This is a genomic window from Methanohalophilus mahii DSM 5219, assembly GCF_000025865.1.
GTDB classification, from domain to species: Archaea; Halobacteriota; Methanosarcinia; order Methanosarcinales; family Methanosarcinaceae; genus Methanohalophilus; species Methanohalophilus mahii.
The window spans coordinates 476,185-488,276 of sequence record NC_014002.1 but is presented as its reverse complement, the minus strand read 5'-3'; the positions used below and the strand labels follow the sequence as shown (position 1 = coordinate 488,276).

10 protein-coding genes and 1 pseudogene are annotated in these 12,092 nt (G+C 34.8%); 5 read left to right on the top strand and 6 right to left on the bottom strand.

Annotated elements, in window-relative coordinates; all coding sequences use genetic code 11:
* Positions 1-123: 123 nt before the first annotated feature.
* On the bottom strand, positions 124-621 hold the full coding sequence (locus MMAH_RS02315) for a flavodoxin family protein (RefSeq protein ID WP_013036939.1): 498 nt from the start codon (positions 619-621) through the stop codon (positions 124-126).
* A gap of 107 nt (positions 622-728) precedes the next feature.
* The gene (locus tag MMAH_RS10825) at positions 729-896 is read right to left on the bottom strand and encodes a hypothetical protein (RefSeq protein WP_394295769.1); all 168 of its coding nucleotides are present in this window, start codon (positions 894-896) and stop codon (positions 729-731) included.
* Positions 897-1,164: 268 nt separating this feature from the next.
* Between MMAH_RS10825 and MMAH_RS02310 the strand changes: the two genes are divergently transcribed.
* Both MMAH_RS02310 and MMAH_RS02305 read left to right on the top strand, forming a co-directional pair.
* Positions 1,165-2,286 carry a hypothetical protein gene (locus MMAH_RS02310; RefSeq protein ID WP_013036938.1) on the top strand — a complete coding sequence of 374 codons (1,122 nt, stop codon included), beginning with the start codon at positions 1,165-1,167 and terminating at the stop codon, positions 2,284-2,286.
* 78 nt (positions 2,287-2,364) lie between these two features.
* Positions 2,365-2,862, top strand: coding sequence for a hypothetical protein (locus MMAH_RS02305; protein ID WP_013036937.1), 498 nt, complete (start codon positions 2,365-2,367; stop codon positions 2,860-2,862).
* Between the two features lie 246 nt (positions 2,863-3,108).
* On the opposite strand, the gene MMAH_RS02300 is transcribed toward MMAH_RS02305, so the two are convergent.
* The 4 genes from MMAH_RS02300 to MMAH_RS02285 all read right to left on the bottom strand — a co-directional run bounded on the left by MMAH_RS02300 (position 3,109) and on the right by MMAH_RS02285 (position 8,789).
* A complete protein-coding gene (locus tag MMAH_RS02300; protein WP_013036936.1) occupies positions 3,109-4,341 on the bottom strand; it encodes a PGF-pre-PGF domain-containing protein in 1,233 nt (410 codons plus the stop codon).
* Positions 4,342-4,354: 13 nt separating this feature from the next.
* Positions 4,355-7,192, bottom strand: a complete 2,838-nt coding sequence (locus MMAH_RS10280) for an S-layer protein domain-containing protein (protein WP_013036935.1) — start codon at positions 7,190-7,192, stop codon at positions 4,355-4,357.
* Between the two features lie 408 nt (positions 7,193-7,600).
* Entirely contained in the window at positions 7,601-8,188 is a 588-nt protein-coding gene (locus MMAH_RS02290; RefSeq protein WP_281033917.1) for a tyrosine-type recombinase/integrase, read from the bottom strand.
* A gap of 187 nt (positions 8,189-8,375) precedes the next feature.
* Positions 8,376-8,789 carry a DUF4234 domain-containing protein gene (locus MMAH_RS02285; protein ID WP_013036932.1) on the bottom strand — a complete coding sequence of 138 codons (414 nt, stop codon included), beginning with the start codon at positions 8,787-8,789 and terminating at the stop codon, positions 8,376-8,378.
* Between the two features lie 160 nt (positions 8,790-8,949).
* Between MMAH_RS02285 and MMAH_RS02280 the strand changes: the two genes are divergently transcribed.
* The 3 genes and pseudogenes from MMAH_RS02280 to MMAH_RS02270 all read left to right on the top strand — a co-directional run bounded on the left by MMAH_RS02280 (position 8,950) and on the right by MMAH_RS02270 (position 12,008).
* Positions 8,950-10,101: a CAP domain-containing protein gene (locus MMAH_RS02280; RefSeq protein WP_048902085.1), complete on the top strand. Its 1,152-nt coding sequence runs from the start codon at positions 8,950-8,952 to the stop codon at positions 10,099-10,101.
* A gap of 419 nt (positions 10,102-10,520) precedes the next feature.
* A pseudogene (locus tag MMAH_RS02275) lies at positions 10,521-11,416 on the top strand (IS5 family transposase).
* A 250-nt stretch (positions 11,417-11,666) separates the two neighbouring features.
* Positions 11,667-12,008, top strand: a complete 342-nt coding sequence (locus MMAH_RS02270) for a hypothetical protein (RefSeq protein ID WP_157198679.1) — start codon at positions 11,667-11,669, stop codon at positions 12,006-12,008.
* The last annotated feature ends 84 nt before the right edge of the window (positions 12,009-12,092 follow it).

The window sequence follows — 12,092 nt, the reverse complement described above, 5'->3', positions numbered from 1 at the left end:
TTTATTCAAGTAGGGACGTCTCTGAAAAAATAAAAAATTAAATGAACTCAAACTAAGTTCCAATCAATCTTTGAATAGCACCTGAACCCCCTACATCAATTGCAGGAAATCAGATATATCCAGTCACTGGACCTTTGCCTGGATCTCTTTTGCGAATTCCCTTGCCTTCTGTACACGAGATTCGTCAGGTTGTCCCTTGGTGGAAGGGCCCATCTCACCAAACTCTTTCATTTGTGGATCATCGGATTCCAGCAACATGTCGATTACAGGTTGTGCCAACTCACCCTGGCATTCAAATGTACCAAGATAATTTCCACTGGCTGCAATATCCTTGCAGGAGCCGGTCCATGAATGAATGGCTTCGAATCCCTCGGGAACAGCATGAGTCATGAAAAATGCAATGTTCTTACCAGCTACATTCTCTTTTACAAAGTTTGAAACTTTCTCTGGAATGTTGAATTGCAGGACCGGAAAACCCACAAACACAAGATCATAACCTTCCAAGTTGCTTACATCTTCGATGTCTTTGACATCCTTCTCCCCGGTAATTTCCCCATAAATTGCTTCAGCTATCTTCTTTGTATTTCCTGTCTGTGTCATATATGTTACTAATGTTTTCATATAATTCCCCCTATCATTATTAAAAAAAATTACTTGCTGCTTGTTTATATAGATATGGGATTAGTAGAATGGCTCTTTCTTTTCGGTACAAAATAAATAACACAACTTTATATTCTGATGTACAATTTATAAGTACGCGAACCATTATTGACAGCTGGTTGTCTCAAGATTATTTCTTTGTCAACTAATGATTTCACTTTGCGAGAACATTTTCTGTTATCAATATTTAGAGACTTCCAAAGTCGATTTTGAAAATATCCGTTATTTTCAAGAATTAGAAAAACTATTTTCTTTTCTAGAGGAGGTAAAAGTAGTTTATCTAGTTTTTTATAAACACTAAGTACGAAATTTCCTCATATTTGTTTTTTAATTCTTCAAACATTTTGACAACTGCATCCAAATAATGAGATTAACATTTTCCTTTAATGTAAATCACCGACGGTACTCCACGACTCAGATGGAGATAAAGGAACCACTTTGATAAACATATATATCTTAAGACCTGACTATTGATTACTAGATTGTAGTGGGGGGGTACTAATAATGGAACATCAGCTAGTTACATTTAAGAAGACATTTGAAGATTTGAATAATTTAGGAAACAATTCCTTATTTGATTTTGACGGGGAAAAAATTGTACTTCTCAATAATAGAACAAAATTATTTTTTATCGAAACACTTGGGTTGCATGATCCTGCAATAAATTTTTGTTCCTTAGGATTGACTCAAATACCAAAGGTAGCCCTCGAAGAAAATATAAAAAACAGTTTTGAAGAAATTATGCATAAAAATTTTGTATTTGTTCATAAACCTGGAAGAACAGCAATAAATAGATTTGTTGAGGGACTTGAAGATACAAAAATTTGCATTCAAGCAGACATTCCAAGTAATTATGTACACTTTCCTAATAAATATATAATTTCAACGGAGAAATTGGGTACTCTGGTATCAATGCTCTATTTTAGAGAGAAAGGTTACATTGTTCAAAATCCCTTAGGTACTTATGGAAAAGAGGGCAACGATAGACCTGGAATAGATGATGTAGTCGCATGGAAATCACCCACTTTAGATGAACTGAGGAAGTTTCGATTCATCGATAAAGGATGTCATATATCAGAATTAGCTTGTTTAAGATGGTTGGACAGAGTTCCTGAACCAAGTACACATCTTGACAGTCCTGTTAACAATGAGTTAATTTTAGTTGAAGTGAAATCATCAAAACGTTATGGACTATCAAATAGTCCTTCAAGAGGTGTCGACCAGTTATTGAGAGCAAAAAAGGAAAAGGTCGCAAAAAAACTGTTCATTTCCTTTCCGACGGTAGATAGTGACCATGACGAAGTTTTTGCAAAAATAAAAAAACGAATGGATGAGGGGCCTGTTGCAGGTGGAATATTTTTTGATGACAAAGGCTTACACATACATGATTCAGAATCTTTCCATGATGAAAATGTAACAACAGAGATTGATAAATATGAATCTGAGTTGAAACTTGTTTTGCTGAACAACTTCTATTTCAACGAGATATTAGAAATGATTGGAGAATTGGATGTGGATACCGATAACAAGGGTTTGGAGGAAGTTTTGGATTCATTTAATGCGAAAATAGAAAATGATGTTTCTACTAATTATTTATTAGAGAAACTGAATAAATTAATTGGATAAAAGGAGTTCTACCATCTTTTGGGTTGAGTATAACTTGAAATATCTATAATTGAATTAGTACAAAAGGAGTGGGTAAGAATGGACTGTTTTGACGAAGCTGCTGCTTGGTATCTAAATAAAATAAAAAGAATACCTCAAGATCCTGGCAAACTTGGGTGTGAAAATTGTCTTACAATAGAACAACTATTAGATTTATTCACTGGTAAATATTATATTCAAGAAAAATTTAAGGGTGGACTTGTTGCACGTGGTACCAGAGGACGCTCTTATGCTATTTACTATGATAGCGATATGAATCATAACGTAGATAAGATCATAGTAAGAAGAAACAATGTGAAATGTTTCAAGGATTTTACTGGAAGAAAGGTCGGAACTCCTAATTCAGTGACATATTTTGCATCAGAATTTTCAACCGATACACCATCAATTAAAGAGATATATGAAGTACTGAATAATTATTTACATGAGCCTGCTTTATATGATAAAAACAATAAAGCTGGTATTGTTGTAAAAAATTATGGAACTTTTGGTCCTGGAAGATATTTATTTGGTGAATATCTTATGGACGAATCATGATAATGTTTATAGATTTATAAACCACCCAAATTGATCCCTAATTCTTCCTAATCCTATTAATTATTGTAACTTTTGTATTTGACTACTTAAAGTCAAAAGGGAACCTGCCAACTATATGCTCCTTATTGCAGATTGGATAGATGTAACCATCTTTGTGATAAGTTCAGTCATATTATATCCAGATAACAAACTGATAAATTCTGTAATTCAACTCGTCCTTACAAAATAGAGAAAAGGATTGAATCTTCAACCCTTCTTTCTGAAAATCATGGCCATCAGTAACAGAACTCCCATACTCAAGAGAATACTGAATCCAGGTGTTGCATTTGAGTCCGGGGTATTTGAATCATTTTCAACAACTTCCTCTTCTTCCACAAAATCATCATATTTTTCTTCAGACGAAGAAATAGTATCTTCAGAAGATTCCTCCTCTTCATAAATTGCAGATATTGCAAAGGGTGAAAATCCAGGCGTTTCGGACTCATAAATGAAGTAATTCTCATTTTCATCTATAACTTCGGTTGGAAGCTGAGTCCATTCTCCATCATTATACCGGCAAAGTACAACTGAAGAAGATTCTACATCATTATCAGAAATCCATTCTTTACTTACCCTGAATCCAACTACAGGAATCTCCATATCATCTTCATTAAAGGCGACATTGCCAACCCAGATATTCAGATTCTGATAGACTTTCCCTGGTGCAGAAGAATCCACCAATGCTGAGGTATCTTTGAGGACTTCAACTGATGTTTTGGTTTGACCCTCATTGGAAAGGCTTGTAAACTGGATGGTCATTAAATCAATATCATCTTCACTGAACTCATAACGTACATTTTCACCGGCAGCCACCTTGCTCACCTGTGCATGCTTGGAGGCGATGTTTTCAAACTCTTCACCTGTGGCTCCACCACCGCCCCCTCCACTGCCTCCGCCCGGAGGATCAGAGGGCTTGGTCGAAGTCGGTATGTCTCCCATATGAACAGTAATCTCATTTGCACCACTTGTCAATTCAATCATATCTTTAGATTGCATATCAGTTTCTGAGCCATCCACAATAATTATGAAATCTTCATCTGCAGGAAGTGAAGTATTATCCCATCTAAGATGGGTAATTGATTGAGAAGGCATTACAATATTTAATTTCCATTTATCTGTATCATTGCTTTTTATGTCCGTTGCAAGACGAGTTACAACTTCATGTTCACATGGAAAATAAACATCCAATGCATCACCTTGTGGTTCAGGTGGAGCTGGTTTATCGATATCTCTGTCGAAGCCATCTATTGCAGTTGAATTTATGCCAAATATACGCTCATAAGTTGCTGGTGCAGGAGGAGGTGAAGTATTACCAGAGGAACTTGAAAGAGAGGTGAAATATAATTTCACTTCCCATGAGTCATTGGTATCTGCTGAAACAACAGATAATGTTCCAATTACCAGTAATAGAACAAATGCTAAAAATGATACTTTTTGCAAATTAACACATCCTTCAAGGATAATATGTTGCTCCTTCAACATTGACTTCAGTATCATTTAATGCAAGAACCCAATATCCCCTACCAATTTCAAGGTGTTCAACTTCATAATACTGTTTATTTTCAGTATTCCAAGAATAAACCGGCAATAACACATCACTTGTATTTTCAAAAGTTGACAATACCGATGATTCTGGAATTATTGGGATTGACACAAGGTTCCAACCCTTTTGGAGTGACATATTATAAGTGGAATATGAAGCTCCACTTCCACCACCGGATGAACCTGAACTAGAATCCGAACCATTAATCCATTCATTAACTCTGTCAGGATTGTTTTCAACCCAATTTGCAGCGGCATCTTCAGCACTCATTCCTGCTTCCATATCAGCCATTACGGTTTGAATCTCATTATGGGTCCAGTTGAACCTGTTTATGATTGCGTAGAGTTCGGGTTTATCATCCTCGAGTCCCTGTCTGGCAAGGGTTTCTACGTGGTCAGCTTCTCCATAGGCCTGCTGTGGATCATCCAGCATCTTCAGGTCATATCTGTCGAATGCCCAGTGAGGTGTCCAGAGGGTGACAACGATTGGTTGTTCGTCCCTGTAAGCACCATCAAGGGCTGATGCCATTCCAGCACTGCTGCTGGCTTCAAGGTCGTAATCCAGATTATACATATCGATTGCATCTTCTGTGTTCTGCATTATACCTGCACCGGGGTCAATACCGGTGATCTTTCCATTGAACTTCTCCTTGTTTGCATTCAGGTCTTCGATGGAATTAATGTCTTCCATGTAGGTTGGTACTGCAAGGCCGAGTTTGCAATCTTCAAGATTTACTGCAACTCTGTCAACCTGGTCTCCATACTGCTCCCAGTAATTTGCCTGGGTTTGTGGAAGCCACGCAGATGTTGTAAAGTCAAACTGGCCGTCTGCAAGTCCCTGGTAAAGTGGGCCTGCATCAACAGCGATTATTTCTACTTCGTAACCGGCCTGTTCAAGGACCTCTTTCATTACGTTGGTACTGGCAATTTCACCGTCCCACATAACATAACCAATACTTGTGGTTCTTTCTTCTGGTTCAACTGGTTCAACTGGTTCTTCGCCTCCAATTGTTCTCTCAGTGAAGAGATACCAGAGTGTTGCACCATCGTTTCCTCTGACCATTAGTTCATCTGTGATGTCAAGGACACCATCATCTGGAACATCAAGGTCATCCATGTTTGCCATTTCGATTGAATCAGTACCGATGCTTGTTACTTCAAGTTCACCGAATTCATCATCTGTTTGAACTACCATTGCTTCATCAGAAATCTGGAATACACCTTCGATGGAACAGAGACTGTCAACCTGTCCTTGGAACACTTCATCAACATGGACCATTATGGTTGCAACATCTTCCTGGTCTTCAATATCCTGTTCATAGAACCAGGTCTTGTTTGCCTGTGTAGCATCACCTGAGGTAGAGATTATCTTGTCATCTACGAATTCACCATCTTTGGTGAGTTCAAGCCAGACCTTGTTTCCGTCAACATCGATCTGCTGTGGTGTGATTGCGTAACCTTCCTCGAGTTCCAGTGTCTCACCGGTCCTCATGGTGTAACTACTGTCATCATCCATGAGAATCTTGGAAAGGGTGTCAATTGCATCATTAACTACGAAATATTCCTCGGCAAAAAGTCCGAGTTTCGTGTAGGTAAATCCTGTAGCACTTGTAGAGCTTTCAGTAAATCCAAATTCAGTGGTCTGATCATCTACTGCAGTTGCAGTGTAAACCAAATCACCTTCGAGGATATCTTTGTCATCAGTTACATTGATTTCCATTGTTTCAGATGAATCATCTTCATCAAGGTCATACCAGAAACCTGCAAAGTTGTCTGCATCCCATGTGAAAGATGATGCATCTACTGCAGCTTCTCCACGGACTTCGTATGTACCGGGTTCAGTATATTCAGTTGCAAGATACCAGATATCATTTGGTGGAGCACCTACATTGTCGTTTCCACGCAGGTAGAAATCTTCAGAGATTTCTGTTGTACCATCCTTTGGTACATTGAAGCTATTTTCATTCTCCATTACAATCTGGGTAGAGTCCACAGTTGTTACAATGAGTTTACCAAAAGTATCATATTTTTCGATGTGAAGCCCGGTGTCAGATATTTGGAAGATGCCCTCAACAATACAAAGGCTATCAACCTGTCCCTGGAAAACCTGATCGATGTTGATCTGCAATGTAACTACATCTTCTTCATTCATTACGTCCTGTTCGTAGATCCAAGCAGTGTTGTCACCGGAGACATCAATTACCTTGCCATCAAGGAATTGACCGTCTTTGGTAAGTTCAAGCCATACTTTTCCATCGTTAACATTGATCTGCTGTGGTGTGATTGCATAGCCTTCAGCGAGCTCAAGAGTCTCACCGGTTCGCATTGTGTAACTGACATCGGTGTCCATTAGGACTTCGGATAGTTGGCCATCTCCAACCACATAGTATTCACTTGCAAAAAGGCCGATTTTACCGATTGGATAATTGGTAAATGCTCCAGTGGTAGTTGTTTCACCTGCAAAGTCAAATTCTGTGGATTCTGGTTGAACAGTTGCTGTATATACCAAGTTGCCGTCATCAATGTTTCTTGAAGGGGAAGCATCTCTAGTAATGTCCATAGTTTCAGAGAAGACACCGTTGTCGACATCATACCAGAAACCTGCAAAGTTGTCTGCATCCCATGTGAAAGATGCTGTATCTACTGCAGCTTCCCCACGGACTTCAACAGAATCTGCTGCGCTTGCTACGCCAGAAAATACTATTAAGACCATTAGGGCAGCCATTAAAATTACTGTTAATCTTTTCATTGTTTTCCTCCGTTAGTTACATTTATAGAAGTATCATTTTGGTATCCAGAAGTTAATCCTATTAGCAGCAAAAATAGTATTACTGAAGTTACTATTTTTTTAATCATTATAATTCTCCATTTGGTATGCAATGTAAGCCCAGGCATCTGTTTTAAATTCTAAAAATAGATACAAACCTTTAATATTAAAAAATACCGCTTTAAATATATTTATTAATTAAAATAAAAACTAAATGAGACGCTTTTCTATAATTTAAATATACAAAAATAATTTAGTGTATATGTTCTAATACATTAATTCTACATGGAATGGAAAATATCATTAACAATAGAAAATACAGCGATTGAACTCATAACAAATTATCATAATTAAGATTGAATGTTATTGGTTGGTGTATATACAACCATATCAAACCAATGCATTAACGCAATCATCAATCATTTCCATTTCCCGCTGAATATCAGCTACTGAAACATCCAGATACTTCATTGTAGTTGACAAATTCTTGTACCGCAGGTATTTACTAACAAATGTCAATGGTAATCCTTTATCCAACAAATGTTCTGCCCTGGAACGTCGCATTGTATGTGTTCCAATTGTCTTGTTAATTCCAGATTCACTGCATATGTCATTGAAGACTTTATATACATGGGAACGATTCACTTGTTTGGACTTCTGGGAATACATAATGTAACCCGTTGGTCGAAGATCCGAATGTTCACAGAATCGCTTTATTCGTTTCAAGACCCGAATATTGCAGGGAGCTTTCTGCAATTCGGTAACATCACGACCCTTGCCACCCCAGATATCAATACATTCATCTTCCAAGTCAATATCTTTAACTCTGATATTGATGGCCTCGGTTACTCTTAATGCAGGAGTGTACATCAAAAGAATCCATATTTCATATTTTTCAGAAATATTGGGATTATTCAACATCAATTCTAATTCATCTTGTCGTAGCCACTGTTTATTATATTTCCTACTGTATAAAATACAACAACTGTATATAAATGTTGTGTTTGTTATGTAAAGAAAACGTCTATGCCATTTAATGATAGCGAAAATAGGAAATTGATGAATTTACTTTTTCCTGAAAACGCAACAAAATATATATTATGTTGCATTGGAGAGAGGAAGTGGAAAATTACATCACGATGTCATTGTAGATTATTTAAATGTATCAAAACGTATCATTTATTTTCCAATAGAAATTTATTGATTGGACTGCATTTATAAGGGCCAAAAAATGAAGATAAGTTATTAATCCAAACGGTAAAGGTATTTGGAATTTATTTATTGAAGCGGTTAGGAACCAAAAAACAAAACGAAAAGTATTCATTTTCGTAGAACTTGCTTTTTCATATCCAACATTATCTGCTAAAGTTGCTATCCTTTCAAGTAATTCATGAAGGAAAATAATTGCAAGAATAGACCTCCAAAAAGGAGATATATTCAGATCATCTTTTAATTTTAAAAATTTCCACTGTTTGTACATCCAATATATTTCATAAATACCAAATGTGATTAAAGAAAGTAATATAAATTTCCAAAGGGGTATAGATGTACTATTTAAATTGTTATTTGAATCATTCATAGTAATACTAAAGAAATATAATATAAATTTGTTTTGTTTTTATGATATTATATTCTAATAAATATTAAATTTTTATTCATTCAAGTTGATAGTTAAATTGGGACAATTGAATAAAATTTTATATAATGTATACATGAAATATTATCAAGAGTTGATTTCCTTGAACAAAGAAGATTTATTAAAAAATAAATTTGAAAATAGAGCTTTTAATGTATTCATATTGATTGGATTTATAATTGCAATTACCTCAGCTGGTTGTTTACAATCTAATTCAATGGAATTTAATTTTTATGTTGAAGAAACCGGAGAGAATTTAAACGGTAATGTTTACATCGACGATAAATTCCTTGGAACTACTGAAAATGGGATATTAAATGCACCAAAAGATGAATTATATCCAGGAGAAATCTCCTTAAAAGGCAATTATGAAGGTGACAGTTTTGTTTTTTACTACGACTTCTTTGAAAGCGACTTTGAATATAATGCTATAGATTTCACCGTGCCCGAAAGTCGATTAGCTGACATCTCTTATAGTGCAGAAGATGTAATAACAGATTCAGCTGAGGATAGCATTTTCCAATTAATCAATGAAGAAAGAAAATATCTGGATATAACACCACTTGAAAGAAGTGAAATCCTGGACGATATTGCAGAAAGTAGAAGTAAAGACATGGTTCAAAGAGGATATTTTTCTCACACTACACCTGATGGCTATGGAGTTGGAGACATTCTTAAAGAAAATGAAATATTCTATTTTTCTGCAACAGAGAACCTTATGTATTTACCTGTGAATAGAACTACCGATATTGCTGATGAAACTGTACAGGGTTGGATAGAAAGCCCAGGCCACAGAATTCCGGTTTTAGATACGGATAAACCAATTTTGTGGGACCATGTAGGAATCGGTGTTGTTGCGACAGATGAATCTGTAGACGATGGAAAAGAAACTGCATGTTACATAACTGCTGTTTTTGCAAGTTTTGATTCTACTTACGAGGACACATTGCCTAACGGATATACACAATATTACAATATATATGATAAAAGTCTTGGATTGGAATTTGATACAAATGTGAATATCAAATTACAAAGTAGTGATGATGTAGATTTTTACATAGTTTCAGATGAAGAAAAATATGATGATTTCTTAAATCGTCAGAATATCCAATCAAGCAGTGTCATATCAAAAAATGATATACAATATTTTGACAGAGAAATTGAAATAGAACCGGGATATGGTGCCATTATAGATGCAAGTGAGTCTTATAAAGATGTTGAATATGAATTATCCATGGTTTATAATCCTGAATAAAATTTGAACATAGATGTATATCTCAAAAATTGTTTTCATAATTTGATTAACATTAAAATAGTGAAAAGTATCAATAATTGTTTTATTAGTACTTTTTGTCACTATTATATGAAATTTTTTGGATTCAATAAACGTCGGTCAAATTTAGATAGGTAATTTTTGAGATGTTCTCAATGATTTACTGTCAGTAAATATCTAAATGCAAATTATTATCCCACATCACATCACCCTGAATTTCTTCTGGCCAGATACCTACTACAGCTTTATTTTCCGGCTCTGTAGAAACCCTTTCCTCTAACTTCCACTAATACATTATTATTTTTATAAGAAGAGGTCCCCAATGTGATTTTCGCCATAAAAAACACAATGGGGATGAATGTGTTTTGTCAAGCGATTACTTAAACTTTATCGATACAGCTATGTCTGTAGCTGGAAGATCCCATCTTCCCATTTACAGTTGCAAGTATTCCAAACGAAAATATACTCAACATCAGTTACTGACATTGGTATTGTTCAAAGATTACATAAATGAAAATTTCAGAAAATTTGTTAAACTTGTTGATTTAATGGAAGGAGTTCAATCCAAAATTGGTATAAATCGCTTGCCTCATTTCACAACATTACATAAATTTACCAATAGAATATCTTCATTCTATTTCAATAGTTTACTTCACCAAACTCTGAAACTCTTCTATTCACATGGTGAAAGAATACCTCTGGTTGCTATTGATTCAAGTGGATTTACAGGAGGACATTGTAGTTACTATTATTCTGTGAGAACAGGAAAGAAAAGACGATCGTATCTGAAAACAAGTATAGCTGTTGACGTTGAGAATTTCATTGTAAATGGTTTTAAGATTTCAGGTAAACCTGTACATGATGCAAAGCATGCATTGATATTGCTGAGACAATGTCACAAAAGGAGAAAATCTGATTGTTATCTGATGGATAAAGGATATGATTCTGAGAAGATACATGCTCTAATCAATGAAGAATTGAAAGCAGAAGCCATCATACCTGTAAGATGTAGAAAAAGGAAAAGAATCAAAGGAAAATACCGTCGTAAAATGAGAGATGAATTTGATGCAGCTACCATTATAGAAACCTGGTAGAGACAATGTTTTCTGTTTTGAAAAGGAAGTATAGGGAAGAACTGAGGGCAACAAAATACAGAAATCAGGTCAAAGAAGTCAAGTGCAAATTATTAATTCATAATATAGAAAGGGTTATCTCTGCTTCAATAATTATTCAAATGAGGATTTCTACAGAGCCACTAATACATTGTTTAAGAAGCATTGTCAATTATAAAGAGTGATTGTACTACAAAATATTTATTAATATTACTTATAATTAGCATATTTTAAATTAATTAAAATTTAAATCTTAAACTCATAAACAATTTATATTAAATATATTATATTAAATTTATTAATTGATTGTTAATAATTATTTTCAATATACTATCTGTCATAATTTAAGTTAAATAGATATGTTTAAATATAAATAAAAACTCTACAAAATTAAATTTAAAAATATTAAATATAGGAAGTTTGTATATGCGATTTATGTTTAAAATTTGTAGTGTATTAATTATTTTTATAGCTCTTTTAGCTATAGGATGTACTGGGTTTGATAATGAAGTTGTAATTGTGCAAACAAAAGGAACAAGTTCTTTTGATTTTTCCAAAGGTGTAGTTTATGATATTGATGTTTGGGTTAAGAATGAAGGTAGTAGTTCACACAATGCAAGAGTAACTGCTAATCTAATATCTAATACTGACGAAATCAGAGATTCTCTTAGCAAAACAATTACTTTGCAACCTGGGGAAAAAAGAAATATTGAATTCACTCTTGATGGAGAAAGTGGAGTTGATTATAATTATAGATGCAATGTCGAACAACTTTAATATTTTATTTTAAAGTTATTCTTCATTATATATTATTTAGAAGTTGTTTGTTTTTTTACGCAGTTCTGTTTTTCAGAGATACCT

What these genes read in the sequence shown, in the direction of transcription:
- MMAH_RS02285 (WP_013036932.1), bottom strand. Translation starts at nt 8,789, where the DNA reads ATGAATGATTCAAATAACAATTTAAATAGTACATCTATACCCCTTTGG.
- MMAH_RS10280 (WP_013036935.1), bottom strand. Translation starts at nt 7,192, where the DNA reads ATGAAAAGATTAACAGTAATTTTAATGGCTGCCCTAATGGTCTTAATA.
- MMAH_RS02315 (WP_013036939.1), bottom strand. Translation starts at nt 621, where the DNA reads ATGAAAACATTAGTAACATATATGACACAGACAGGAAATACAAAGAAG.
- MMAH_RS02270 (WP_157198679.1), top strand. Translation starts at nt 11,667, where the DNA reads ATGTTTAAAATTTGTAGTGTATTAATTATTTTTATAGCTCTTTTAGCT.
- MMAH_RS02305 (WP_013036937.1), top strand. Translation starts at nt 2,365, where the DNA reads ATGGACTGTTTTGACGAAGCTGCTGCTTGGTATCTAAATAAAATAAAA.
- MMAH_RS02310 (WP_013036938.1), top strand. Translation starts at nt 1,165, where the DNA reads ATGGAACATCAGCTAGTTACATTTAAGAAGACATTTGAAGATTTGAAT.